This is a genomic window from Frondihabitans sp. 762G35 (assembly GCF_002074055.1).
In the GTDB taxonomy this organism is placed as follows: Bacteria; Actinomycetota; Actinomycetes; order Actinomycetales; family Microbacteriaceae; genus Frondihabitans.
Window position 1 is genome coordinate 3,083,720 of the sequence record NZ_CP014619.1, and the last position, 23,459, is coordinate 3,107,178.

At 72.3% G+C, this 23,459-nt stretch carries 28 protein-coding genes; 16 read left to right on the forward strand and 12 right to left on the reverse strand.

Annotated elements, in window-relative coordinates; genetic code table 11:
* Window positions 1–461: 461 nt before the first annotated feature.
* A complete protein-coding gene (locus tag AS850_RS14600) occupies window positions 462–1,745 on the forward strand; it encodes an ATP-binding protein (protein ID WP_119869774.1) in 1,284 nt (427 codons plus the stop codon).
* A gap of 30 nt (window positions 1,746–1,775) precedes the next feature.
* Here the strand turns inward: AS850_RS14600 and AS850_RS14605 are convergent, their stop codons facing one another.
* The gene (locus tag AS850_RS14605; RefSeq protein ID WP_119869775.1) at window positions 1,776–3,338 is read right to left on the reverse strand and encodes a SulP family inorganic anion transporter; all 1,563 of its coding nucleotides are present in this window, start codon (window positions 3,336–3,338) and stop codon (window positions 1,776–1,778) included.
* Between AS850_RS14605 and AS850_RS14610 the strand changes: the two genes are divergently transcribed.
* A complete protein-coding gene (locus tag AS850_RS14610; protein ID WP_119869776.1) occupies window positions 3,337–3,738 on the forward strand; it encodes a MerR family transcriptional regulator in 402 nt (133 codons plus the stop codon). The genes AS850_RS14605 and AS850_RS14610 overlap by 2 nt on opposite strands.
* A gap of 51 nt (window positions 3,739–3,789) precedes the next feature.
* On the opposite strand, the gene AS850_RS14615 is transcribed toward AS850_RS14610, so the two are convergent.
* The 9 genes from AS850_RS14615 to AS850_RS14655 all read right to left on the reverse strand — a co-directional run bounded on the left by AS850_RS14615 (window position 3,790) and on the right by AS850_RS14655 (window position 9,516).
* Window positions 3,790–4,191 carry a hypothetical protein gene (locus AS850_RS14615; protein WP_119870357.1) on the reverse strand — a complete coding sequence of 134 codons (402 nt, stop codon included), beginning with the start codon at window positions 4,189–4,191 and terminating at the stop codon, window positions 3,790–3,792.
* Between the two features lie 17 nt (window positions 4,192–4,208).
* Entirely contained in the window at window positions 4,209–5,258 is a 1,050-nt protein-coding gene (locus AS850_RS14620) for an Asp23/Gls24 family envelope stress response protein (protein WP_119869777.1), read from the reverse strand.
* A gap of 32 nt (window positions 5,259–5,290) precedes the next feature.
* A complete protein-coding gene (gene aqpZ, locus AS850_RS14625; RefSeq protein ID WP_236940750.1) occupies window positions 5,291–6,073 on the reverse strand; it encodes an aquaporin Z in 783 nt (260 codons plus the stop codon).
* 124 nt (window positions 6,074–6,197) lie between these two features.
* Entirely contained in the window at window positions 6,198–6,803 is a 606-nt protein-coding gene (locus tag AS850_RS14630) for a hypothetical protein (protein WP_119869779.1), read from the reverse strand.
* Window positions 6,803–7,378 (reverse strand): DUF6286 domain-containing protein, encoded by a 576-nt coding sequence (locus tag AS850_RS14635; RefSeq protein ID WP_119869780.1) that lies wholly within the window; start codon window positions 7,376–7,378, stop codon window positions 6,803–6,805. Before AS850_RS14635 ends, AS850_RS14630 begins: the two co-directional genes overlap by 1 nt.
* On the reverse strand, window positions 7,375–7,746 hold the full coding sequence (locus AS850_RS14640; protein ID WP_119869781.1) for a hypothetical protein: 372 nt from the start codon (window positions 7,744–7,746) through the stop codon (window positions 7,375–7,377). Before AS850_RS14640 ends, AS850_RS14635 begins: the two co-directional genes overlap by 4 nt.
* Window positions 7,743–7,931: a DUF2273 domain-containing protein gene (locus tag AS850_RS14645; protein WP_119869782.1), complete on the reverse strand. Its 189-nt coding sequence runs from the start codon at window positions 7,929–7,931 to the stop codon at window positions 7,743–7,745. Before AS850_RS14645 ends, AS850_RS14640 begins: the two co-directional genes overlap by 4 nt.
* Complete coding sequence (locus AS850_RS14650; protein WP_119869783.1) at window positions 7,928–8,371, reverse strand: Asp23/Gls24 family envelope stress response protein; 444 nt, start codon at window positions 8,369–8,371, stop codon at window positions 7,928–7,930. Before AS850_RS14650 ends, AS850_RS14645 begins: the two co-directional genes overlap by 4 nt.
* A 182-nt stretch (window positions 8,372–8,553) precedes the next feature.
* Window positions 8,554–9,516: a helix-turn-helix transcriptional regulator gene (locus AS850_RS14655; protein ID WP_119869784.1), complete on the reverse strand. Its 963-nt coding sequence runs from the start codon at window positions 9,514–9,516 to the stop codon at window positions 8,554–8,556.
* 321 nt (window positions 9,517–9,837) lie between these two features.
* On the opposite strand from AS850_RS14655, the gene AS850_RS14660 reads away from it, so the two are divergent.
* The 4 genes from AS850_RS14660 to AS850_RS14675 are packed head-to-tail and all read left to right on the forward strand — an operon-like array spanning window position 9,838 to window position 12,416.
* Window positions 9,838–10,284, forward strand: coding sequence for an RNA polymerase sigma factor (locus AS850_RS14660; protein ID WP_442856891.1), 447 nt, complete (start codon window positions 9,838–9,840; stop codon window positions 10,282–10,284).
* Entirely contained in the window at window positions 10,275–10,877 is a 603-nt protein-coding gene (locus tag AS850_RS14665; protein WP_119869786.1) for an Asp23/Gls24 family envelope stress response protein, read from the forward strand. The genes AS850_RS14660 and AS850_RS14665 overlap by 10 nt, the downstream gene beginning before the upstream one ends.
* A complete protein-coding gene (locus tag AS850_RS14670) occupies window positions 10,870–11,232 on the forward strand; it encodes a hypothetical protein (protein WP_119869787.1) in 363 nt (120 codons plus the stop codon). Before AS850_RS14665 ends, AS850_RS14670 begins: the two co-directional genes overlap by 8 nt.
* A gap of 32 nt (window positions 11,233–11,264) precedes the next feature.
* The gene (locus AS850_RS14675; protein ID WP_119869788.1) at window positions 11,265–12,416 is read left to right on the forward strand and encodes a cation:proton antiporter; all 1,152 of its coding nucleotides are present in this window, start codon (window positions 11,265–11,267) and stop codon (window positions 12,414–12,416) included.
* A 44-nt stretch (window positions 12,417–12,460) separates the two neighbouring features.
* On the opposite strand, the gene AS850_RS14680 is transcribed toward AS850_RS14675, so the two are convergent.
* The gene (locus AS850_RS14680) at window positions 12,461–13,441 is read right to left on the reverse strand and encodes an HD domain-containing protein (RefSeq protein WP_164088477.1); all 981 of its coding nucleotides are present in this window, start codon (window positions 13,439–13,441) and stop codon (window positions 12,461–12,463) included.
* 247 nt (window positions 13,442–13,688) lie between these two features.
* Here AS850_RS14680 and AS850_RS14685 point away from each other — a divergent pair, with 247 nt between their 5' ends.
* The 10 genes from AS850_RS14685 to AS850_RS14730 all read left to right on the forward strand — a co-directional run bounded on the left by AS850_RS14685 (window position 13,689) and on the right by AS850_RS14730 (window position 22,758).
* A complete protein-coding gene (locus tag AS850_RS14685) occupies window positions 13,689–14,366 on the forward strand; it encodes a hypothetical protein (RefSeq protein ID WP_119869790.1) in 678 nt (225 codons plus the stop codon).
* Between the two features lie 284 nt (window positions 14,367–14,650).
* Entirely contained in the window at window positions 14,651–15,001 is a 351-nt protein-coding gene (locus AS850_RS14690; protein WP_119869791.1) for a hypothetical protein, read from the forward strand.
* Between the two features lie 61 nt (window positions 15,002–15,062).
* Complete coding sequence (locus AS850_RS16875) at window positions 15,063–16,019, forward strand: AraC family transcriptional regulator (protein WP_119869792.1); 957 nt, start codon at window positions 15,063–15,065, stop codon at window positions 16,017–16,019.
* A gap of 87 nt (window positions 16,020–16,106) precedes the next feature.
* The gene (locus AS850_RS14700; protein WP_119869793.1) at window positions 16,107–17,186 is read left to right on the forward strand and encodes a septum formation family protein; all 1,080 of its coding nucleotides are present in this window, start codon (window positions 16,107–16,109) and stop codon (window positions 17,184–17,186) included.
* 43 nt (window positions 17,187–17,229) lie between these two features.
* Window positions 17,230–18,282, forward strand: a complete 1,053-nt coding sequence (locus tag AS850_RS14705) for an MBL fold metallo-hydrolase (RefSeq protein ID WP_236940751.1) — start codon at window positions 17,230–17,232, stop codon at window positions 18,280–18,282.
* Window positions 18,283–18,497: 215 nt separating this feature from the next.
* Entirely contained in the window at window positions 18,498–19,211 is a 714-nt protein-coding gene (locus tag AS850_RS14710; RefSeq protein ID WP_123955544.1) for a phosphatase PAP2 family protein, read from the forward strand.
* Between the two features lie 203 nt (window positions 19,212–19,414).
* Window positions 19,415–20,080, forward strand: a complete 666-nt coding sequence (locus AS850_RS14715) for a L,D-transpeptidase (protein WP_164088478.1) — start codon at window positions 19,415–19,417, stop codon at window positions 20,078–20,080.
* Window positions 20,081–20,161: 81 nt separating this feature from the next.
* Window positions 20,162–21,115, forward strand: a complete 954-nt coding sequence (locus AS850_RS16705; RefSeq protein WP_216819780.1) for a helix-turn-helix transcriptional regulator — start codon at window positions 20,162–20,164, stop codon at window positions 21,113–21,115.
* 165 nt (window positions 21,116–21,280) lie between these two features.
* A complete protein-coding gene (locus AS850_RS14725; protein ID WP_119869796.1) occupies window positions 21,281–21,709 on the forward strand; it encodes an Asp23/Gls24 family envelope stress response protein in 429 nt (142 codons plus the stop codon).
* 107 nt (window positions 21,710–21,816) lie between these two features.
* Window positions 21,817–22,758, forward strand: coding sequence for a hypothetical protein (locus tag AS850_RS14730; RefSeq protein WP_119869797.1), 942 nt, complete (start codon window positions 21,817–21,819; stop codon window positions 22,756–22,758).
* Between the two features lie 69 nt (window positions 22,759–22,827).
* Here AS850_RS14730 and AS850_RS14735 read toward each other — a convergent pair whose 3' ends face one another.
* Window positions 22,828–23,412 carry a GIY-YIG nuclease family protein gene (locus tag AS850_RS14735; RefSeq protein WP_442856892.1) on the reverse strand — a complete coding sequence of 195 codons (585 nt, stop codon included), beginning with the start codon at window positions 23,410–23,412 and terminating at the stop codon, window positions 22,828–22,830.
* Window positions 23,413–23,459: the final 47 nt, after the last annotated feature.

Genomic DNA, 23,459 nt, shown 5'->3' on the forward strand with positions numbered 1-23,459 from the left:
CTCTCTAAAAGACTTTCTGACCTGGGAAAAATGTACCGCGCGGCGTCCTCCTTGGGAAGGGGTAGAAAACACGGACCGACCTCTCGTAGGTTGAGGGAGTCCGCCCGTCTAGGTCGGCGAGCGGCGACCCACGGGTCAGCGTCTGGCTTCACGGCAGGGGACGTCGATCCGTGGGTCGTCATGACACATCCGCTGGTCGGATCGAGAAGGGCCGCACCTCTCAACACGAGGTACGGCCCTGACGATCCGGGCGGGACGCTAGCTTCACGGGCAGGGGCGCCCCGGCAGACCGCCGCGAAGACGTGTGACGCCTTCGATCCCAGAAGACTACGCCGAAGCCCGTCGATTATCGAGGCCGCGCACAGCCGCCGGTCAGGCGGGTGACCCCCGGGCTCGAGAAGGCACGGGCCATCGCGGCGGTTTCCGTGCGAGACTCGGCGTCTCGACTCGAAGGTGATGCGATGACCCCGTTCCGCGCGCGCGACTTCCATCCCGACGACGTCGATGCCATCCTGCGGCTCTGGGAGGAGATGCGCGCGTCCGGCTACGACCCCGTCTACGGCCTCTCCGAGGTCCTGTCGTCGTGCCAGGAGGATCACGCCGTCGTCGCCGTGCACGACGACGAGGTCATCGGGGCCGCCGTCGGCCGCGCCGCGCACGCTCAGGGCTGGATCGTGTTCCTCTCGACGCGGTCGGACTGGCAGGGACGAGGCGTCGGCCGGACGATGCTCGCCGCCCTGGAGCGCGACATGGCCCCGCTCGGCCTCTCCAAGCTGTCGGTCCTGCTGCCCGACACCGCCGGCCGCGTGGACGCGTTCAGCGACCAGGGCTTCGAGGCGAAACGCAACCTCCGCTACTTCGAACGCCAGCTCCCCGTCCAGCGCAAGGAGCTCGACACGCTCGCGGAGGTCGGCGGGCGGCTCCTGCCCCGGGGCCTCTGGAACGAGATCGGCGGGATGCAGACCGAGAAGGACCTCCTCGAGAGACGCCTCGTCATGCCGCTCGCCAACGCCGACCTCGCCGCGGCGTTCGGCGTCGTCCCGCCGAGCGCGGTGGTGCTGTTCGGTCCGCCCGGCACCGGGAAGACCACGTTCGCCCGCGCCATCGCCTCTCGGCTCGAGTGGTCGTTCGTCGAGGTGTTCCCCTCGCGTCTCGCCGCCGACCCGGCGGGGCTCGCGGGCGCCCTGCGCCAGATCTTCGAGCGGATCGACGAGCTCGAACACGCAGTCGTGTTCATCGACGAGGTCGAGGAGATCGCGGTGCAGCGCGGGGGCGAGCCGCCGTCGACCATGCAGGGGGTGACGAACGAGCTGCTGAAGATCATCCCGGCGTTCCGCGACCGGCCGAACCGGCTCCTCGTCTGCGCCACCAACTTCATCCGCGCCCTCGACCAGGCGTTCCTCCGGCACGGGCGGTTCGACTACGTCATCCCGATCGGGCTGCCCGACGATCAGGCGCGCGCCTCCATCTGGTCGCGGTACATCCCCGAGGCGGTCGCCGAGCGCATCGACGTCGACGCCCTGGTCGCCCCGACGGCCGGGTTCTCGCCCGCCGACATCGAATACGCCGCCCGGCGCGCCTCGCAGTCGGCGCTCGAACACGCCCTCGACACGGGCGCAGGAGCCGACTCCCCCGGTCCGCAGCTCGACGACTACCTCCGCGCGATCGCCGACACGAGGGCCACCGTCTCGGAGGAGGTCGCCCGGCAGTTCACGGAGGACATCGACCGGATCGCGCGGCTCTGACTCCTCTGGCGTCGCCCACGCGTCGCCCCGTCAGGCCCCGAAGCGGCCGGTCAGCCGGCGGTGGAACCCGGTGCTCCGCTCGTCGAGCCCCTCGATCGTGACCCGCGCGCCGTGGTCGCGGTACTTCGTCTCGACGGCGTCGAGGGCCGCGACGGTCGAGGCGTCCCAGATCTGGGCGTGCCGCAGGTCGATCGTGACCTCGGCGGGGTCCTCGGCGTAGGAGAAGCGCTCGACCAGGTCGTTGCTGCTGCCGAAGAAGAGCGGGCCCCGGACGTCGTAGCGGACGGCCCCGACCGTGTCGGCGACGCGCTCGACGCTGATGACGTGGGCCACGCGCCGGGCGAAGAGGACCATCGCGAGCACGACCCCCACGACGACCCCGTAGGCGAGGTTGTCGGTGGCGACGACGACCGCGACGGTGACCCCCATCACGAGCGTCTCCGGGATCGGCATGCGCTTGAGGGTCGAGGGCTTGACGCTGTGCCAGTCGACCGTCGTCACGGCGACCACCATCATCACCGCGGCGAGCGCGACCATCGGGATCCGCCCCATGATGCCGCTGAGCCCCGTGACGAGCGCCAGGAGGAACAGCCCCGCGACGATCGTCGAGATGCGGGTGCGAGCGCGCCCCGTCTTCACGTTCAGGACCGTCTGACCGATCATCGCGCATCCGGCGATCCCGCCGTAGAACCCGGCGAGGATGTTCGACACGCCGAGCCCCCACGACTCGCGCCCCTTGTGCGAAGGGGTGTCGGTCATCTCGTCGACGAGCTTGGCCGTCAGCAGGCTCTCCATCAGCCCGACGAACGCGACGCTGAGCGCGGTCGGCCAGATGATCTGCAGGGTGCCGAGGTCGAGCGGCACGGTCAGGGGCGTGAGGCCCGGCAGGATGCCCGTGAGCGGCCCCTCGTCGGCGACGTTCGGCACCGTCAGCCCGGCGACGATCACGACCGCCGTCACCACGACGATGGCGACCAGCGGCGACGGCACCGCCTTCGTGAACCGGGGCAGGATCACGATGATCGCCAGCGTCACGGCGAAGAGGAGGTAGGCGAGCCACGGGACGCCGATCACGTGCGGCACCTGCGCCACGAAGATCAGGACGCCGAGGGCGTTGACGAAGCCCGTCATGACGGACCGGGGGATGAAGCGCATGAGGCGGGCGAGGCCGGCGAAGCCGAAGGCGATCTGCACGACCCCGGCGAGGACGACCGTCGGCAGGACGTACTCCACGCCGTGCTCGCGGACGAGCGGGGCGATGACGAGGGCGACGGATCCGGCCGCGGCGGTGATGACGCCGGGGCGTCCGCCGAGGATCGACATGCTGATCGCGAGGACGATGGACGCCACGAGGCTGACCATCGGATCGACGCCGGCGACGATCGAGAACGAGATGACCTCGGGCACGAGGGCCAGAGTGGTGACGAGGCCCGCGAGCACCTCGCGGGAGAGCTGGCGCGGCTGGCGCAGCGCGCTGAGGACGGTCGTGGACACGAGCGGCTCCGGAGGTCGGGGGACGGGATCGGGAGGCTCACCGTTGCGCCGCGCCAACTCTACCCTGACGTAAGGGTTGGTTTGAGAGGATGGACCCATGGCAGACGAGATGACGGCCGAGGAACTCCTCGCGACGATGCACATCGGCGAGCTCGCCGAGCGCTCGCGCCTGTCGCTCCGGACGATCAGGCACTACGACGAGGTGGGGCTGCTCAAGCCCTCCGGGCGCACCGAGGGCGGCTTCCGGCTGTACACGGAGGGCGACTTCCGGCGGCTCCTGCTGATCCGCCGGATGAAGCCGCTGGGCTTCAGCCTCGAGGCCATGGCCGACCTTCTGCGCATCATCGACGCGCTCGACGCGGCCGACGGCGGCCCGGCGACCGCGGAGCTCCGGGAGGAGCTCGACGCGTTCGTCGTCGACGCGGCCGAACGCCGCGCGAAGCTCGAGGAGCAGCTCGCGATGGCCGACGAGTTCATCGACCTGCTGCGCGCCCAGTAGCGAGCGCTCGGTCGCCGACGGGAGCGCTGTTCCCCGCGCCGGCGGCCGCGCTCAGTGCAGCCCGGTGACCTGGCCGATGAGCTTCTGGATGAACGGGATGGTGTCCTGCACCTGGGTCACGCTCGCGAGCGCCGTGGCGACGAGCGGCCAGACGGAGCCGACCAGCGTCGCGATCACGGCCGCGACGGCGGTGATCCACGAGACGGCCCCGATGCGCGACGCGTACGTCAGCGCGAGGAACACCAGCGCCACGAGGTAGCTGATCACGATCGATGCCGTGACGGCCCCGACCGGGACGTCGAGGGCCCCGATCGTCGTCGCGTCCGCCGCTCCGATCAGGCCGAGGACGGGCAGCAGGATCCCGGCGACGATCGCCACGCAGAGGACCGTCCCGGTGATGAGCGCCGCCCAGACCGAGCGGGGCCGACGTCGTCGGACCCCGCGCGATCGCACGGCCGAACCGCGGCCCCTCACGAGTCGGAGGCGGCCCGGTCGGCCGCGGTGGCTGCGTCGTGGGCGGCGTCGGAGGCGTCGTGAGCCGCGTCCGCGGCGTCGTCCGCCGCATCGGCCGCGCGGTCGGCGGCGTGATCGGCCTTGTCGGCGGCGACCTCGGCGGCATCGCCGGCCTTGTCGGCGGCGACCTCGGCGGCGTCGCCGGCCCTGTTGGCGGCATCGTCGAGCGTGTCGGCGGCGCGGTCCGCGACGTCGGCGGTCCGGCTCCGCGCCGAATCCGTCGCGTCGGCGGTCTTCGCGGCGGCCGCGTCGACCACGTCGGCGTGCGCGTCCGAGGCGTCGGCGGCCTTGTCCCGAGCCGTGTCGACCAGAGCGCCGACGGTGTCGGTGACCCGGTCGGTCGCCTCCCGCGTGGCGTCGGAGGCCCGACCCGCGGCGTCCTGCGTGGCCTCGGAGGCTCGACCGGCTGCCTCCTGCGTGGCTGCGGCGGCGCGACCCGCCGCGTCGAGAGCGGCATCGGAGGCGCGACCCGCCGCCTCCTGCGCCCGGCCCGCGGCGTCGCGGGCGACGTCGGCGGCCTTGCCGGCGGTCTCCTTGACCGAGTCGGTGGCGGCGGTGGTCGCGGCCGAGACGGACGCGACCGCGTCGTCGAGGACCTCGACGGGGTCGGTGTCGAACGGACCGTGGACGTCGGTCACGGTGATGTTGACCTCGACGGGCTCGGAGGAGAGCTGCGAGGCGGCGCGGATCACCTGGCGCCGCGTCTCCTCGACGACGGCGACGACGGGGTGCGGGTACTCGACCACGAGGTCGAGGTCGACGGTCGTCACGCCGTCGGCGCTGGCCACGGTGACCCCGGGGCTCGTGCTCGTCCCGAGGACGGCACGGCGCGCGCGGTCGAGGGTGCGTGCCGCGACGCCGCCCAGGTGGTGGACGCCCGTCACGGCGGTGGCGGTCTCGGCGACGGTCGTCCCGACGAGGTGGAGCGTGCTCTCCCCACCGGGGTGCGACCGGTCGATCCCGCCGAGGTCGATGGTGGCTGGTTGCGGACGCGTGGCGTCGGTCATGAGTGGCTCCTAGGGATTGTGGTGGGGCTCGGTCAGTCGCCGAGGGTGAGCGCTCGCGTCCGCGAGAGCTGGCGGTGCAGGAGGCCCGCGACGGCCGCGCCCACGAGCGGGGCGACGATGAAGACCCAGACCTGCGCGAGCGCCGTGGGGCCGCCGTAGACCGCGGCGGCGATCGAGCGCGCCGGGTTCACCGAGGTGTTGCTGACGGGGATGCTGATCAGGTGGATCAGCGTGAGGGTGAGGCCGATGCCGAGGGGGGCGATCGCCTTGTATTCCGGCTTGGCGGTGATCGACAGGATCACGGTCACGAAGACGCCGGTGAGGATGATCTCGGTCAGGAGGACGGCCCCGAGGCCGAACCCGCCCGGCGACGAGGCGCCGAAGCCGTTCGACGCGAAGCCCTTGGCCTGGGCGGCGGCGAGGTAGCCGCTCGGCCCGTTGGCGGCGATCGCGGCGAGGGCGCTCGAGGCGACGACGCCGCCGACGAGCTGCGCCACGATGTAGCCGGGCACGTGCCGCCACTCGGTGCGGCCCGCGATGGCGAGACCGACGGTGACGGCGGGGTTGAAGTGGCCGCCGGAGATGTGTCCGACGGCGTAGACGCCGGCCATGACGGTCAGGCCGAAGGCGAGGGCCACACCGAGGAAGCCCACGCCCGTGGCGTTCTGCGCGTCCGGGAACGCCGATGCGTAGAGGGCGGTCCCCACCCCGCCGAAGACGAGGAGGAAGGTTCCGAACACCTCGGCCAGGAGGCGCGAGGTCGTCGGGTAGGTCTGGGCCTGCTGAGCACGCTGCTCGGCGGTGGATCGGCTCACGGGCCGTTTGTTGCTCACGATGTTCTCCATCCGTGTCGGAGCGCGCCCCGCCGCGGCCGGTCGCCGCCCGGTTGAGGGCGGCGACCGGCGACCGGCGAGCAGGCGCTGTGCTGGGTCGGACGCGTCAGGCGACGCGGGCCGTGGAACTGAGGTTCGCGCGGAGACCGCCGACGATCTGGACGACGACCGGGGTCTCGGCGCCGAGCAGCTCGTCCCACTCGCGGACCGCCCTGTCGACCGACGCGCGGATGGCGACGGGCGAGACGCCGCGGCGCGTGTGCGCCGTGACCCTCAGGACGTTCTGCTTGCGGATCTCGAAGGCGACCACGTCGACGGAGACGATCGCGGGATCCCGGGAGAGGGCCTCCTCGAGGACCTCCTGGGCGACCTTGGCGTCGACGGTGAGAGTTCCGCCCGTGGGGCTTCCCGCTCCTGCCGCCTGGTCGACCCGGAGGAGGGTGGAGGTGCGTCCGTGACCCTGGCGGAACACGAACCAGAGGAGCAGGACGATCAGGACGAGCGCCACGGCGGCGGACACCCAGAGGATCCAGGGCTGGCCGCCCGAGAGCGCGTCACCGGTCGGACCGGAGGCGTCCTTCGCCCCGTTCGAGACGGACTTCTGCACGCTGGGGATGAGGGCTCCCGCCGCAACGGCACCGCCGGCCACGAGGAGCACGAGCCCCACGAGGAAGACGAGGCCACGGTTGAGGAACCGGTTCGTGCTGTTCATCAGTTGACCTTCGCTTTCTCGGAGAGTCGGACCCGGGCCCGGAGCTTCGGGCTGAAGTCGTAGGACGCCAGCTCGGAGTCCACCGCTTCCTGGATGCTCCGGGAGTCGACGGCACGGCCGGAGGTGCGCTGCAGCTCGACCTCGACGGTCCGGTGACCGACGGTCACGTGCACCTGGTCGGGGTCGACGTCACCGGCGTAGCTGGCCGTCTGAGCGACGCTCTGCGCGATGACGCGATCGTCGACGACGGCCGCCGTGCGGTCGATGGAGCCCCCGCGGCGACCGCGGCGACCGGGAGCGAACGACACGACGATCAGGATGATCCCGACGACGGCCACGACGGCTCCTGCCGCGGTGACGGCAGCGACGGGCGCGGAGGCCGCACCGAGCACCGCCGTTGCGGCGTCCTTCGGCGAGACGAGGAGCGCGGGCTGCCCGAGGGCGGCGAGCACCGCCTCGGTGCCGAGCCACGCGAAGACCAGCATCAGCAGGACGGCGAGGACGATGGCCACGCCAGAGCGGGACGAGTGCGTCTCGCGGCGGACCACGCGACGGTAGATGGCGGGGTTCGTCATGACACCCTCTTTCTCTCGCGGAGATCGACACCGGTGATCCGGAGGTCGACGCGTCCGATCGTGGAACCGGTGAGCTGGAGGCAGCGGTCCCGGATGGTGGTCTGGGCCGCACCGAGACGCTCGAGGAGCGTGCCGGAGGAGCGCCGACCGACGTCGCCCAGGGGGCGGACGTGGATGGGCGACTTCGCGATCACGGTCAGGGAGCCGCGGTCGTCGACGAGCTCGACGCTCACGTCCGACGCGTCGACGCTCAGCGCCTCCGCGGTGACGGCCGACACGACGCGGCGCACGGCGCGCGAAGTGATCTTCGTGCGGCCGTGGAGGCCAGGGCCGGCCGTCACAGCGCCGGCCGTCACCGCCGCGGTCACGAGGACCGCCGCCCGCGGAGGGTGTCGGAGAGCGAGTGGAGGTCGAGTTTGCCCTCCACGACACGTCCGACGCCGTACCCGATCGCGATGGCGATCGCGACGAGGATCATGGCCCAGAAGCCGAAAGCGACGGCCGTCAGCGCCAGGACGGCGCCGATCAGCATGCCCTTGGTGGTCGGGGTCACTTGACTCGGCTCTCGGTGTCGTCGTCCTCGTCCTTGTCGTCCGACGGGATGTAGACATCGGAGACGGTGACGTTGACCTCGGTGACCTCCATGCCGACGACCGTGGAGATGGCCTCGGTCACGGCGGAGCGGACGCTGTCGGCGAGCTTCTGGAGCTCGACCGGGTACTCGGCGACGACGATGATGTCGGCGGCGACCTGCTTCTCGCCGACCTCGACCGAGATGCCCTGGCCGCGGTCCTGCTGGTTGATGGCGTTGCGGATGGCGCCGATCGCGCGGGCCGCACCGTTGCCGAGGTCGTGGACGCCGGGCACCTCGCGGGCGGCGATGCCGGCGACCTTCTCGACGACGCCGTCGGCGATCGTGTTCTTGCCGGAAGCGCTGCTGTGAGCGGGGGTGCTCTTGGCGACGGAGGTGCTGGTGGGGGTGACGTTGCTCATTGCGTTCTCCTTGACAACAAACGTGAAGCGCTGCCCCCGGGGCGGGAGCTGCGGTGACCGGCACTCGCTGGTCACATCATTGAGTCGTGCCCCGGGCCCCTGACGTCACGACCCCTCAGGTTTCTGTCAGGAAACCATCGTGCAGGACTCGCTTTTCGGCCAGACGGAGGAAAATCGAGCGGCTATCTCCGGAGCGTCTGGTTCGGTTTCTCGGCGAATCTCGCCTGGTAGGCGGCGGCGAACCGACCGAGGTTCCCGAACCCCCACTCCCGCGCGACGGCACCCACGGTCGTCCGACCGGGATCCCCTCGCAGGAGCTCCGTACGGGCCCGGTCGAGGCGGACGTTCCGCAGATACGTCGACGGCGACACCCCCAGGTGGCGCTGGGTGGCGAGCTGCAGGGAGCGGGTGTGGAGCCCCGCGGCCCGCGCAGCGTCCGCCGGCGTCACCGGCTCGTGCGCGTGGTGCTGCAGGAAGTCGAGGGCCAGCCTCGTCTTGGCCATGGACGGCTTCCGGAGGACCAGCGGCACGTCCCACGCCCGCCAGGGGAAGAGAGCGAGGAGGGCGCGCGCGAGGTTGAGCTCGACGCCGAACCGCAGGAGCGGCGCCGTCGCGGCCTCGAGGAACGCCGCGGTCGCGTCCGAGACGGCGGTCCGCCAGCGGCCGAGGAGGCCGGAGTCCGGATCCGCCTCGTGGTCGAACGACACCGGCTGCGGAGGACCCGCATGGAACTCGGTGGCCACGTCCTCGAGGAACGCCGGGCCGAAGTGCACGAGATTCTGGCGGTGCGGGGTGAAGTCGACGGAGAAGCGGCGCTCCGCGGGGAGCAGGAAGGGGAGCGTCGACCCGCGCCGACGGAAGCGGTCGAGATCGAGGAGGCCTGCTCCTGCGCGGAACCAGGCCACGACGTAGTCGCGCAGGTGGTGCACGTCTCCCGCGAGCGACCCGGCGCAGTCGGAGGTGCGGAGGGCGACGCGGTCGTTGCCGAGCGAGGCGTACCGGAAGGTGAACTCCTCCGACACGGGCGTCACGCGCAGGTCGGCACCGCCGAGGGCCTCGGCGTAGACCGCGGACGCCACCCGGGGGTCCGTTCCGACGGTCTCGAAGGAGCGCCCCTCGGCGGGCGTGAGGTGGGAATGCTGCATGGACGTCCTTCGCGATCTCGGCCGCCGGAGCACGTCCTCCCGGGGAGGAGCGCAGCGAGCCACCGTTAGGACGATCCCGCGAGGACGAATGTCACAAATCCGCTCGGCACTCGCTTTCCGGCCAGCCGGATTGGCGGCGGACGCCGGGACTGGTAGGCACGGGGGGACGGTGCGCGCGCGGCGGACCTCGAGACGCCGGAGGAGGCGATCATCAGCGACGACGACCCGCTGCTCGGCGCCTCGGACGCGACCCTCGCCTCCCGCGCCGTCGACGGCGACATCCTGGCGTTCGAGCGTCTCGCCCGGCGGCACGGCCCCCTGATGCGCGTGTTCGCGGCGAAGCTCCTCGGCTCCGACATCGAGTCGGACGACGTCGTGCAGGAGGCGTTCCTCACCGGGTGGCGTCACCTCGGCGACCTCGACAGCCCGGCGCACATCCGCAACTGGCTGATGCGGATCGTCAGCCGCAAGGCCATCGATCGGATGCGGGTCCGCCGGACCCACGACGACATCGACGACTGGGACCCGCCCGCCCCGCCGGAACGCTCTCCCGAGCGGATCGTCGAGGCGCGGCTCCAGCTCGACGCCGCCTGGGAGGCCCTCGACCGGTTACCGGAGGATCAGCGACGGTGTTGGCTACTCCGTGAGACCGCCGGCTTCAGCTACCAGGAGATCGCCGACGCGCTCGACCTTCCCGTCTCCACCGTCCGCGGCCTCCTGGCCCGGGCCCGCTCGTACCTGCTCCGCGAAATGGAGGCATGGCGATGACCCCCGACGCGAACGCCCTGCCCGACGACGGCCTCGACGGCCACACCATGGACGAGCTCGCCGACTACCTCGACCGCGGCCGGACCCCCTACGACGCCTCCATCGAGGGCTCGGCCGCGTGCCGGCTCGCCCTGAGCGGGATGACACGGCTCTCCGAGCTCACCGCCGACGCCCTCGCGAACCAGGCCACGCGGGATCCGGCGCGCGACGAGCCGTGGATCGCCCGACTTCTCGAGGCGATCCGCGACGAGATCCGACCCGGTCGCGACGTCCCGATCAGCCACCCGGATCCTGCCCTCCGCCTCACCCTGACCGAGGCGGCGGTCCGCGGGCTCGTCCGTCGAACGGGCGACGCCACGGGCGGCGTCATCGTGGGCCGCTGCTCCCTCGACGGCGAGGTCGCGACCCCGGGCGAGGTCGTCCGGGTCGACGTCACCTGCGCCATCGAGTTCGGGCTCCCCCTCGACGCCACCGTGGACCTCCTGCGCGACCGGATCCGCGAGGCGCTCGTCCAGCACACCGAACTCGTCGTCGGCGACATCGACATCACCGTCGACGACATCTACCCCCGCCGGGATCACCACCATGACTGACAGCAGGATCGACGACGCCACCCTCTCCCGGAGGCTCACCGAGGCGGTCCGCGCCGTCGACGGCGTCGCCGGGGTCTACCCGGCGCGCCCTCCCCTCGAGGCGGCGGCCGAGGTCGTCGCCGTGTCGCTCGACCTCCGCCGCCCCGACGCGCTGGTCGACATCGACCGGGCCGACGGCTTCACCACCGTCACGGCGCACATCGCCACCGTCTCGTCGTCGCCGGCGCCCGCCACGGCGCGGGCCGTGGGCGAGCTCCTGCGCAGGATGCTGGGGGCCGATGCCTCCGACCCCGACGCCGGGATCGCCGTCAACGTGAAGATCCGCCTGATCGAGGACGCCGCGCCTCGAGCCTGACCCCGCCCTCGGGGCTCACTACTGTGAGCCCTGTGAGCTTCTCGCTGCTGGCGCTCGTCGTCCTGGTCGGACTCCTCGGGCCCCTCCTCGCGGCCCGCGCCTCCTGGCGCGTGCCCGTGGTCGTCGGTGAGCTCGCGGGCGGCCTCCTGATCGGCACCACGGGGCTCCGGCTGGTCGATCCGACCGTCGACGACTTCCGGCTGCTCGCGAACATCGGCTTCGGACTGACCATGGTCGTGGTGGGATCGCACATCCCGGTCAAGGACCCCGCGGTGCGGGGGGCGATCGGCCGTGGCGCGCTCGGGGCGGTCGCCGTCGGGGTCGTGTCGGCCGTCGCCGGGATCGGTATCGCGGCCCTGTTCGACACGGGGCACGCCGCCGTGTACGGGGTGCTCCTGGCCTCGTCCTCCGGCGCCCTCGTGCTGCCGATGCTCCGCTCGCTCGGGGTGAGGTCGGCATCGGTCGCGCAGCTCGTGGCCCAGATCGCCCTCGCCGACATCGCCTGCGTCGTCGCCCTGCCGCTCGTGGTCGCCCCGGAGCGGGCGCTCGGCGCGGCCGTCGGAGCCGTCGCCATCGCCCTCGTCGCGACCGTCCTCGGCGTGGCCCTGACCCGGCCGGGACGGGAGCGCAGCCGCCGCGCCCTGCACCGTTTCTCGGAGCGGCACCGCTTCGCGATGGAGCTGCGCCTCAGCCTCCTCGTCCTGTTCGTGCTGGCGGCCATCGCGCAGGCGGCGAGCCTCTCGATCATGCTGGCCGGATTCGCCCTCGGGCTCGTCCTCGCCGCCGTCGGGGAACCGCACCGACTGGCCCGGCAGCTCTTCGGCATCACCGAGGGGTTCTTCGGGCCGCTGTTCTTCGTGTGGCTGGGGGCATCGCTCGACCTGCGCAGCGTCGTCGCGCATCCGGCGATGATCGCGCTCGGGGTGACGCTCGGGGTCGGAGCGGTGGTGGTGCACGGGGCGGCGCGCGCTGCGGGTCTCCCCTGGCCTCAGGCCGTGGCCGCGGCCGGACAGCTCGGGGTCCCGGTGGCCGCCGTGACGCTGGGGATCCAGGCGGGCACGCTGCGGCCGGGCGAGGGCGCCGCGATCCTGCTGGGTGCGCTCGTGACGGTCGGCGTCTCCGCGGCCGCGACGGGAGCCGTCGCGCGACGGAGACGGTCGGAAACCGCGGTCGTTCCCGCGTGATGCGGGCGGTTCCGCGCTGAATCGACCGGAATGACCGCGTTCTCCTAATGTTCGCCGCGAGACAGCAGGTAGGAGAGCCGCGCGTCGGGCGCTTCGCCCGGCGGGAACGGCCGGCCGTCGACGAGCGGCAGGTCGAGGTAGAGGCGCCGGATGGTGAACGGGATCTCACCCGCGGCAGGGCTCACGCCGGGGCCGCCGGGCCGGACCCGCCACGCGGCGGGGTCCCGCCGGAGGCTCGTGGCGACCTCCGCGGTCCGCGGGTCCGCCAGCAGGAGGGTCCAGAACTCGTCGTCGGTCATCGCCGCGACGACCCGGCGCGACGCGTCGTCGAGGTCTTCGAGGAGCGTCTCGGCCAGGTGCCGCATGACCCCCGTGGCCACCACGTTGGCCGGCGAGCAGTGCGCGCGGGCCTCCGCCTCGACGAGGTCGCGCAGGTAGGCCGCGGTTCCGGCGTCGGTGTCGACGACTCCGTCGAGCAGCCGGAGCCGCGTCAACGTCTCCGGGGGCGACTCCCGCGTGCGGCCGTGCGACCGGCCGCTCCGCACGAACGAGTCGAGGTGGTCGAGCCGGAGCGGCCCCACCAGCCCGTGGAGGGCCGACGGCACGCGACCCCGCTCGACCGCGTCGACCTCCTCCGCGTCGACGCCGTGCCGCGCGAAGACGTCGCCCAGGGCGAGCAGCCGCTCGGTCCCGAGGACGTGGTGGTCGAGCCCGTGCACGCCCTCGAAGGTGTGGCTGAAGGGCGGGTGGCCGATGTCGTGCACGAGGGCCGCGGCCCGGGCGACCTCGTCGTCCTCGGCGAAGTGCGCCACGAGCGACAGCAGCCCGAGGGAGTGGGTGAGCCGCGAGTAGGACTGCGTCGTGGTCACGGTCGCGGCTCCTGCGTGGGCGACGAAGCCCAGGCGACGGACCCACCACGTCCGCAGGAGGTCGCGTTCGAGCGGCGTCAGGCGCACCGTGATGCGCCACAGGGGATCGACGTAGAGGCCATCGATGCCGAGCGTGTCCGCCGCGTCCTTCTGCACGTGTCCCTCTTCCTCCGGCCGTCCTCCCACCATCATGGCGCGGGCCCGCAGGATGCCCGGCTCACGACTCCCCGGGGCCCGTTCGGTCACGAATCGGTAACGGGGCCACCCCGGACCAAACCCTCCCCCGCCCCGCGGCGAACACATCACATCGGGTCAACACCCCGGAAACACCGGCCCCACACACCGGAAACACCGGGGCAACACCCACACAACCGTCACGTTCCACACAACGTAAGGACACACCATGCGCAAGACCACCAAGACCGGACTCAGCTTCGCCGCCGCCGGGATCCTCGTCGCCGGCATCACCGGCGCCAGCCTCACCGCCGCCCAGGCCGCCCCCACCGTGCACCTCGCCGCGTCGTCGTCGTCCTCCATCCCCGCCCCGGCCGCAGCCGTCCCCGCCCTCCTCGGCGGCGACACCTCCGTCGCCCTCGACTCCGGCTTCCTCGGCGCCCTGAAGACCCTCGGCCTCACCCCCTCCACCGCCGGCACCGCGAAGCTCGCCGGCAGCGACATCTCCTTCCCCATCACCGGCGGAAGCGTCGTCTACTGGAACCCGAAGGACAACTACCGCCCCTACGTCCAGGGCATCGTCGAGCACGACGGATCCGGCCTGAACCTCACCGCCGGCAGCACCACCGTCACCCTCTCCAACTTCACCATCAACCCCGGCAACTCGATCCTCTACGGCGACGTCTCCGTCAACGGCAAGGTCGCCGTCGTCCAGGCCGACCTCTTCAACCTCTACGGAGGCACCCTCAAGCCCCTCCAGGTCGAAGGCAACAACGCCGTCCTCACCGGCACCACCGTCCACGTCTCCGCCGACGCCGCCAAGCTCCTGAACACCACGTTCAAGACCGACGCCGTCAAGAGCCAGCTCCTCGTCGGCGTCGCCACCATCACCGCCCAGATCAAGTAACAACACCACACCACCCGCACCACAGCACCACCCGAGGGCCCGCCGCACACCGCGACGGGCCCTCGGCCATACCCCCGATGACTCGACCCGCTCGCCGCGCCAGTGCGCAAAGCGGCCGGGAAGCACCCGATTCCCCGTGAGCGGACCACATCGTTCGGCAAAGCGTGTTAACTGTGGATAGCCGTCGACGGATCAGGTTCGACGGCACGAAAACAGGGTCGAGACTGCCGCAGATGCGTGCGTTCCGGGCCGTTTTCACCCAGGATCAGGATCGGACACCGGCTGTGGACAGGACGCCCGAGAGAACCGACGACGTCGTCGACCCGTTCTGGGGCGACCTCGGCGACGGCTTCGACCCGGAGACGCTCTTCGCCTGCCGCGGGAGCATCGACGGCCACAGCTGCGGCATCAGCCTGTTCCGCGACCGGATCGTGCTCGATGGCGATCGGGATCACTCCGCGCCGTGCATCCTGCGGGTCGACGAGGTCGAGGAGTGGGGCACGCGCGCCGACGAGGCCTCGATGCTGGTCGGGATCCGCAGCGACGACTGCCACAGCGGACGCCTGCCGAAAGCGTTCGAGCGGCCCCTCCGAATCGCGATGACGACGCTGCTCGGCCCCTCCGGCCACCGCTGATCTAGCCGGAAAACGAACTCCCCGGTGGTCGGGCCCCCTGGGCCGTGCGACGATTCACCCGATGACGACCGAGCCCACCCCGCTGATCCGGTCCGAGATCGCCGGCCGAGACCTCGACCAGGCGCGGGCCATGTACGAGGACGGCTACAACGGCGCCGGATTCCGCGCCGAGCAGTCCGAGTCGGAGTTCAGCTACCGCTACACGGTCCAGGGCGACGCCGACATGTCGCTCCGGTCGTCGATGTTCCTGGGCGAGATCGACGGCACGATCCAGCCCGAGAACGAGTACATCGTGGGCTGGCTCACCAGCGGAGCCGGATCCCTGAGCGCGGACGGACAGGACTCGGCGATCGTCGTGGGCCGCCCCTTCATGTTCCCCAGCGGCAAGCCCTTCTCCTTCGAGCTGGTCGACTACCGACAGAACCTCATCCACTTCTCGGCGCCGTATCTCGAGAGCGTCGCCGCCGAGCACGAGGGGCTGCTCGCCGGGCCCCTCGACTTCGCCCACGCCGTCGTGCCCGAGGTCGAGGCGCTGCGGCGGTGGCGCAGCACCGTCACGATGGTCGCGCGGACCGTGATCGGGCAGGAGCCGACACCGCTGCTGCTCTCGGAGGCCAAACGGCTCGCGGCCACGACCCTGCTCGACACGTTCGCGCACGGCGGCACGCCGATCCCGCCGGCCGTGCTCCTGCCGCGGAACGGACGCCTCCGGGTGGCCGTCGAGTACATCCACGCCCACGCGCACCTGCCGATCTCGAGCGGCACCGTCGCGGAGGCGGCCGGACTCAGCGTCCGCGGGCTCCAGAGCGCCTTCGCGTCGCAGCTCGACACGACGCCCAACGCCTACCTGCGCGACGTGCGGCTCGACCACGTCCACGCGGATCTCCTCGCCCTCGAGAGCCGCGAGGCGACCGTGACCGATGTCGCCGCCCGCTGGGGCTTCGCGCACCTCGGCCGCTTCGCCGCCGCCTACGCCGCCCGCTTCGGGGAGCGCCCCGCGGAGACGCTGCGGCGCTGAGGTCCGCCCTGCGGCTCGTCGCCGCGCGCCGCGGCCAGTACTCTCGGGGACGACGGCGCGAGCCGCCCGGACCGACAGGAACACCGCATGACCGACGACGCCCCGCCGACCACCGCCCGCGAGGTCGACACCGCCCTGAAGCGCCTGCTCCCCGGGGCCGGCACGGTCGTGGATGACGGGGCCGGGCCGCTGGGCGCCGGCGTCCTTCGGCTCCGCATCGGGCAGCGGCGCGACGTGACCGTGGCGCGGGCGTCCGGCGAGGCCCCGGCCGATTCGACGGCGGGGCCGGCTGCGGCGCCGGGATCGGGGTGGTCCATCGGCGGTGTCGACAAGGCATCCGACGAGGGCGCCGGGCAAGGCATCCTGCAGCCCCTCGACGTGACCGCGGAAGCCACGGCCGCCGAGGTCGCCGCCTCTCTCGTCTCCCTGCTCCGCTCGTGGGTGCCGACGCTCGCGCCCGGCGACGCCGACCCGGGGCTCCTGCGTGCGCTCTCGGCGTGGACGCCTCCCGCCGTGCCGCAGATCCCGTCGATCACACCCGCCTCGGCATCGCCGTTCGCCGGGCACGCTTACACCGCGTCACCGTTCTCGACGCCGCCGCTCCCGGAGCAGGCCTGGACCGCGACCGCCCGGTCGACCCCGACGAAGCCACCGATGTCGTTCGCGAAACGGGCCGTGATCACCGGGGCCGTGGTGGTCGGCGGCCTCCTCGTGCTCGGTGGCGGTGCGGCGGGAATAGCTCTCGCGGCCACGAGCCTCGCCGGATCGTCGGGATCGAGCGCGACGAGCGGACCGGTCGGTGCCGTGGGCACCACCCCGGTGACCGACCTCCGGACGGGCGACTGCTTCGACCTCGGCGACGCGTCCGACACGGACGGCGACGTCGAGACCGTGCCGTGCACCTCGTCCCACGACAGCGAGCTCTTCGGCATCGTCACCGTGCCGGAGACCGACGACGAGAGCGGCCGGGTCGCCTACGACCTCGCCGACGCCGCGTGCACGGCCAAGTTCTCGGACTACGTCGGCACGGCTTACAGCGACTCGGACCTCGACTTCGACGTCCTGACCCCCTCCGGCGACGCCTGGTCCGCCGGCGACCGCGCCGCCTCCTGCTACCTCACGTTCGACTCGCCCAGGTCGAGTTCCGCGCGCGACACCGGCGAATAGCGGGCGCAGGAGCCCCGGGGCGACCGTGACTAGGGTCGAGAGCATGCAGGCGACGAGTGCGAGCCAGGCCGAGGCGTCCTACCGCGGCACCGTCCCCCCGCTGGAGCAGGTCCGCGACGACGTCTGGGCGCTCGGGCAGGCGATGCCCGGCGACCACCTCCCCTACTCGCTGCTCTATCTGCTCCGCGACCGCGACGGCGCGCTCCACGTCGTCGACCCCGGTTGGGACTCCGACGAGAACTGGTCGTCGTTCACCGCGGCCCTCCGCTCCCTCGGGCACGGCCCGGCCGACGTCGCGACGGTCACGGCGACCCACCTGCACCCCGACCACCTGGGCATGGCGGAGAGGATCCGGGAGGCGTCGGGCGCGGTCCTCCAGCTGCACGAGGCGGAAGCGGCCGCACTGCCACGGCTCGCGAGCGAGGGTCGTTCGACCACCGAGCTGACGAGGCTGATCGACGAGTGGGGCGTCCCCGCCGAGCGACGGCGCGAGCTTCTCGACCTGGCCGACGACGCAGCGCTGTCCGACGACGCAGCGGGCGGGGCGGCCGGCCGCGCGACACCTGAAGTGCCGCTGGCGGACGTGCGCGTGGACCGCATCCTGCGCGACGGCGACCTGCTCGACGTGCCCGGGTTCGCCCTGACGGTCGTGTCGACACCCGGTCACACGCCGGGGCACCTCTGCCTGCGCGACGACGCGCGAGGCCTGCTGTTCTCGGGGGACCACATCCTGCCGACCCTGTTCGCCGGGCTCGGCCTGGGCGGGCCGAGCACCACGAACCCGCTGGCCGACTATCTGGAGAGCTGCGAGCGCGTCGCGGAGAATCCCGACGACGAGGTGCTGCCGGGGCACGGCTACCGCTTCTCGGGGCTCGGCGAGCGCGCCCGCGAATCGGCCGCGCACCATCTCGTGCGGGCGGGCGAGGTCGAGGGGATCCTGGCCCGGGATCCGCGGGCGACGGTCTGGCGCATCGCCTCGCAGCTCACCTGGACCCTCGGCTGGGAGGCGCTCCGGGGTTTCTACGCCTTCAGCGCGCTCTCGCAGACCGCGATGCACCGCGACTACGTGCGGTCGCGGCGCTCGGGTCAGGACTGACGCGAACCCTTTCGGGCGGCCTTCGCAGCGGACGCACGGCGGTTCTTGCGGATCACACCGATGACGGTGAGGACGACGGGCACGTAACGGAGGAGGCGGATCATCTGGTTCGCTTTCTGTTGCCCGGAGAGACCGGGGTCTCCTGTAGGACGCATCTCGACGGCGAAACGTCACGCTCTTAGACGCTTCTGAGAGCGCCGTCGCTACCGTCAGGCGTGCAGACGACCCGACATGCCCTCCGAACGCCGCCCACCACCGCCCCGACCGGCATGCTCGCCTTCGGCACGCAGCAGTCGAAGGGCATCGTCGCAGGCGTCGTCGCCGTCGTCCTCGTCGCCGCCTTCGGGTTCGCCGTGGTGCGCGGCGCCGCCTTCACCCGGGGCGACCTCGCGATCGACCAGGCGCTGAGCCGAGCTCACAACCCCGTGCTCGTGGCCCTGGCGACGGGCGCACACTGGATCTTCGACCCGGCGCAGGCCATCGTCCTCACCCTGCTCATCGTGATCGCGATCATCGCCGTCACCCGCAAAATCCGGCTCGGCGTGACGTTCGGCGCCGTCGTGGCCATCAGCTGGGTGCCGAGCGACATCGTGAAGATCCTCGTGCACCGCCCTCGGCCGGATGCGGCACAGCTCCTCCACCCGTTCGTCCCCGCGCAGACCGACCCGTCGTACCCCAGCGGGCACACCGTCTTCGTGGCGTCGCTCGCGATCGCCCTCATCCTGCTGGCCCGCGGGAAGTCGTACCAGCCGGTCGTCGCCGTCGTCGCGATCGTCGTGGCACTCGTCGTCACGTCGGCGTTCCCGTACCTCGGCGTGCACTACGTCTCCGACGTGGTGGCGTCGCTCGTGTGGTCGGCCGGCATGGTGCCGCTGGCGCTGAGCCTGTGGAACCGGATCGTGCTGCCGCGAACCCACCGGCGGCGGTAGCCGCGGCCCCTGCCCGCTGCACCCTCGTGTTCGGCTGCGGCGGTGGTCCTAGGACCACCGCGACGGCCGAACACGAGGGTGCAGCGTCGCCCGGGGATTCGAATCCGCACATGAAGCGCCTCCGGCGTGCGGCCGCATCCGTGCGACGACGTAGCGTCGTAGGGCGTGCGTCCCAACGGGGCGCAGACGACCGAAGGGGAGCCATGAGCCACCGCCGCCGACTCGCAGCGATCGCAGGAGCCACGGCCGCGGTCGCCCTGATCGCAGGATGCAGCGCGGTCGCGACCGCCCCCGCGGCCGAGGCACCGCAGCCGAGCGCTCACCGCAGCTCCGCGCCCCTGTCCGCCCCGGTGCAGAGGACGACGCCGCCAGCGGCTCCGGCTGCGACGAAGGTCGCGGCTCCTGCGAGTCAGAGCCCGGCACCGACCCCGGCCGCGCCCGCTGCCGCCGCCGCCTGCGTCGGGACCCCCGCCGGGGCGAAGCACGTCTACGTCAGCATCTCCGAGCAGCACCTCTGGGCCTGCACCGGCACGACGCTCCTCACGGAGGCCCCGGTGACGACGGGCGCCTCGGCTCTCACGAACGTCCACGACGCGACGCCGACGGGCACGTTCGCCATCACGGGCAAGATCCGCAACACGGTTCTCGCGGGCAGCGACGTCAACGGCCCGTGGAACGACCCGGTGCAGTACTGGATGCCGTTCGTCGGAGGCGACGGGTTCCACGACGCCTCGTGGCAGACGTTCCCGCTCGGGAGTCCGCTCTACACGACCCAGGGCTCGCACGGCTGCATCCACCTCTCCCTGGCCACGATCGCGACGGTCTTCGGCTGGGCCGACGTCGGGACCCCGGTGACGATCCGCGCCTGATCTCACGATCTGCGTGACGAAACGGCTCCTCGAACCGTCCTAGAGAGGCACCCCGACCGGGGCTGCCAGAACGGAGGACCGGTGGCGACCGCGCCCCAGCGACGATTCGAGGTGTCCGGGCACGATCTCGAGGAGGCCCAGGACCGCTACGAGGCGATCTACGAGGGTCGGCACTTCGAGTTCGGGCCGAGCGAACGACGTTTCGCCTACCGCTACGCGTTCGCCGGTGACGACGACGTGACCCTCCGCGTGTCGACGTTCGAGGGCTACCGGTCCGGCGAGATCCCCGACCTGCACGAGTACGTCGCCGGCTGGATCGAGGGCGGCCAGGGCGTCATCGGATCCGGGCGGAGCGCCGTCACCACGAACGGCACGCAGCCGATCCTGCTGCCGCACCGCGTCCCTTTCGAGTTCCACTTCGGCCCGAGCCGCCTCCACCTCGCCCACGTCAGCGCGCATCTGCTCGAGGAGATCGCGGCCGAACAGCACGGCTCTCCGGCCCGCCCCGTCTCCTTCGACCCGAGATCCCGCCCGACCCCGCAGGCGCTCGAACGGTGGCGGCGAGCGATCGCAGGAGCCGGCCCCACGATCACCGGAGGAGCCGCCCCGCCGCTCCTGCGCCACGCCGCCAACCGCTCGGTGGCCATCGCCATGCTCGGCCTCGCGCCGTGGCACGCCCCCGAGCTCCCCGAGGCCCTGCTCGGCCCGAGGCTGCACCGGATCCGCGCCGCCGTCGATCTCGTTCAGCACGGCGCCGAGCGTCCCCTCACACCCGCCGACATGGCCGAGGCCGCCGGGATGAGCCCTCGCAGCCTCCAGCTGGCCTTCCGCAAGCACCTCGGCGTCACGCCGATCGCCTACCTGCGTCAGGTCCGTCTCGACCGGGTCCGGCAGGAGCTGCGGGCCGGCGATCCCGACACGACCACCGTCGCCGACATCGCGCGCCACTGGGGCTTCGGCCACCTCGGCCGGTTCTCGTCGGCGTACGCGATGCGCTTCGGCGAGCATCCCCACGAGACGCTGCGACGCCGGTGACGGCGGCGTCGACGGAGGTGTCGACGAGACCTGCGGGCGTTTCCTGGGAGTCGTCTGAAATGCCGTGACGGTCTCCGTCGCCGCTGCGTCCCATTCCCGTGACCGAGTGATCGGCACCGCATCCCGAACCGGATGCGCCCCCGAACCAGAGAAAGAGACGATCTCATGACCGACGTCACCCGCACCGCCACCCCCACCACGACCGTCTCCACGTCGTCCAGCGGCACGAACACGATCGCCGAGGGCGTCGTCGAGAAGGTCGTCGGCATCGCCGCCCGCGAGGTCCCCGGCGTGCACGACCTGGGAAAGGGCGCCACGCGCGCCATCGGCGCCCTCCGCACGGCGATCAACCAGCAGGACCGCGGTCAGGGCGTGAGCGTCGAGGTCGGCGAGAAGCAGGTCGCCGCCGACATCGTGATCGTCGCCGAGTACCCCGTCGCCCTCCAGACGCTGTCCGACGAGGTCCGTCGCGCCGTCGCCGAGGCCATCACCACGGTCGTCGGACTCCAGGCCACCGAGATCAACGTCCGCGTCGACGACGTGTTCATCCCGTCGGACGACACCGACGAGGAGCCCGAGGCCCGCGTCCTCTAGTCCCACCCTTCGTTCCGCCCGACCGGGGCCGCACGCCTTCCGAGGCGGCGGCCCCGTTCCGCGTCCCGGGCGGCTACCGTGTCGGTGGCTCGTCGTAGCCTGCCCGCGTGCCGGAGCCGATCGGGATGTGGTGGGCGCGACGACGGATGTCGCGTGGCACCGCCGTGCCCTACGCCGTGGGGCGATACCGCGAGGCGTGGTTGTCATTCCCCGTCCTCGTGCGCCAGTACCACCCCGAGTTCAACGGCGGCATCGTCCTCAGTCAGATCCCGCCCGCGGCCGACGTCTTCCTCACCTGGCAGTGCGACGTCGGCCACGTCTTCGTGGCCACTCCGGGTGAGCAGCGGTCCCGGCCCGGGCGCGAGCGACGGCGTTCCTCCTGGTGCCCCGACTGCGCCGAGCTCGCGAAGCCGCGCACGCCTCGGCTCGTCTCTCCCCCGCTCATCACCGACACACCCCGCGACGTGCCCGCTGGCCCGCAGCTCATGCCGGCACCGCCGCTCCCGCCACCCCCGTCGCCACCCGCGTCCGCAGCCGCCGCGCGGGCACCGCAGAAGCCCCGGGCACGCAGGATCCCCAAGCCCCTCTGCCCCGTCACCCCGCAGCTCCCCGCCGGCACCCCCTTCGCCAGCGCCTGCGCGCCGCCGCCGGCCTCCGCGGTCGAGGCCGACCTCCGGGCGCGTCTCGTCGAGACGCTCGAGTTCACGACGGGCTTCACGGCCGTCCGCCTCGCCCGGCCGTTCTTCGACCACCTCGAGGCGTGGCCCGACATCCTGCTGCCCGAGCTGCGCGTCGCCCTCGAGTACGACTCCACCGGCCGTCACGGGCTCGAGCACGTCGGCCGGCGCGAGGAGGCCGACCGGCGCAAAGACCGTGCGCTCCGCAACGCCGGCTGGGAGGTGGTGCGCATCCGCACCGGACGCCTCCCCGCGCTCGGTCCGCACGACCTCCAGGTCTCCGGCGTGACGAAGACGACGATGGCGAAGATCGTCGACGAGCTGCGGGTGATCAGGGGTCCGCTCTTCGTCGACGCGTACCTGCGGGGCTGAGTCGGGGCTCCTGCGGTGGCGGCTACCGGTGCTCACTGCGGCCGCCGCGGCAGACCACCGTCGCGACCGTCACCCGCGCAGGGCCAGCGCCTCGCTCCGCCAGCGCGCGTACTCGGCCCAGGGGTCGACGCGGCCGGCCCCCAGGGCGCGCGCGTGCGCGTCGAGCTCGGGGCAGGTGCCGAACCACTCGCTGGTGCCGAGGCGGTGCTCGGCGAACTCCAGGTGCCGACGCTGTTCGACCTCGCGCCCTCCCCGCTCGAACGCCAGGACCTCGTCGTGCCAGAGGCGCGCCAATCGCTGTCGGGGGTTCGACGACGTGCCGATCTTGAGCCGGTCGCCGAGGCGGATGTAGTAGACGACGTCGACCCGGGGCGGCGGGAGCTCGCCGTCGGGGGCGTCGCCGAAGCGCCACTCGCAGGTCGCGCAGAGCCACCCCGACGGGTAATGCACGCCGAGCCGCGAGCCGCACGCCACGCATGGCGCCGGCAGAAGGTCGACCACGCCGTGCTCCCGCCCGGACCACTCCGCGGCCACGGCCAGATGCTGGTCGCAGAGCCGCACCGGCGCACCCGGCACCGCGGCCCGCGTGCAGGCACGCTCGGTGCACGTCGCCTCCGAGGAGGCGGACATCGCAGGAGACTCGTGCCCGGTCATGCCGCCACCGTAGCGGCGACCCCCGACACGAGCCTCCCGCGCGAGGT

Excerpts from the sequence above, each read along its gene's own strand:
- AS850_RS14600 (WP_119869774.1), top strand. The coding sequence starts at position 462 with ATGACCCCGTTCCGCGCGCGCGACTTCCATCCCGACGACGTCGATGCC.
- AS850_RS14610 (WP_119869776.1), top strand. The coding sequence starts at position 3,337 with ATGGCAGACGAGATGACGGCCGAGGAACTCCTCGCGACGATGCACATC.
- AS850_RS14605 (WP_119869775.1), bottom strand. The coding sequence starts at position 3,338 with ATGGGTCCATCCTCTCAAACCAACCCTTACGTCAGGGTAGAGTTGGCG.
- AS850_RS14620 (WP_119869777.1), bottom strand. The coding sequence starts at position 5,258 with ATGACCGACGCCACGCGTCCGCAACCAGCCACCATCGACCTCGGCGGG.
- AS850_RS14630 (WP_119869779.1), bottom strand. The coding sequence starts at position 6,803 with ATGAACAGCACGAACCGGTTCCTCAACCGTGGCCTCGTCTTCCTCGTG.
- AS850_RS14635 (WP_119869780.1), bottom strand. The coding sequence starts at position 7,378 with ATGACGAACCCCGCCATCTACCGTCGCGTGGTCCGCCGCGAGACGCAC.
- AS850_RS14650 (WP_119869783.1), bottom strand. The coding sequence starts at position 8,371 with ATGAGCAACGTCACCCCCACCAGCACCTCCGTCGCCAAGAGCACCCCC.
- AS850_RS14655 (WP_119869784.1), bottom strand. The coding sequence starts at position 9,516 with ATGCAGCATTCCCACCTCACGCCCGCCGAGGGGCGCTCCTTCGAGACC.
- AS850_RS14660 (WP_442856891.1), top strand. The coding sequence starts at position 9,838 with ATGCGCGTGTTCGCGGCGAAGCTCCTCGGCTCCGACATCGAGTCGGAC.
- AS850_RS14665 (WP_119869786.1), top strand. The coding sequence starts at position 10,275 with ATGGCGATGACCCCCGACGCGAACGCCCTGCCCGACGACGGCCTCGAC.
- AS850_RS14670 (WP_119869787.1), top strand. The coding sequence starts at position 10,870 with ATGACTGACAGCAGGATCGACGACGCCACCCTCTCCCGGAGGCTCACC.
- AS850_RS14685 (WP_119869790.1), top strand. The coding sequence starts at position 13,689 with ATGCGCAAGACCACCAAGACCGGACTCAGCTTCGCCGCCGCCGGGATC.
- AS850_RS16875 (WP_119869792.1), top strand. The coding sequence starts at position 15,063 with ATGACGACCGAGCCCACCCCGCTGATCCGGTCCGAGATCGCCGGCCGA.
- AS850_RS14700 (WP_119869793.1), top strand. The coding sequence starts at position 16,107 with ATGACCGACGACGCCCCGCCGACCACCGCCCGCGAGGTCGACACCGCC.
- AS850_RS14705 (WP_236940751.1), top strand. The coding sequence starts at position 17,230 with ATGCAGGCGACGAGTGCGAGCCAGGCCGAGGCGTCCTACCGCGGCACC.
- AS850_RS14715 (WP_164088478.1), top strand. The coding sequence starts at position 19,415 with ATGAGCCACCGCCGCCGACTCGCAGCGATCGCAGGAGCCACGGCCGCG.
- AS850_RS14725 (WP_119869796.1), top strand. The coding sequence starts at position 21,281 with ATGACCGACGTCACCCGCACCGCCACCCCCACCACGACCGTCTCCACG.
- AS850_RS14735 (WP_442856892.1), bottom strand. The coding sequence starts at position 23,412 with ATGACCGGGCACGAGTCTCCTGCGATGTCCGCCTCCTCGGAGGCGACG.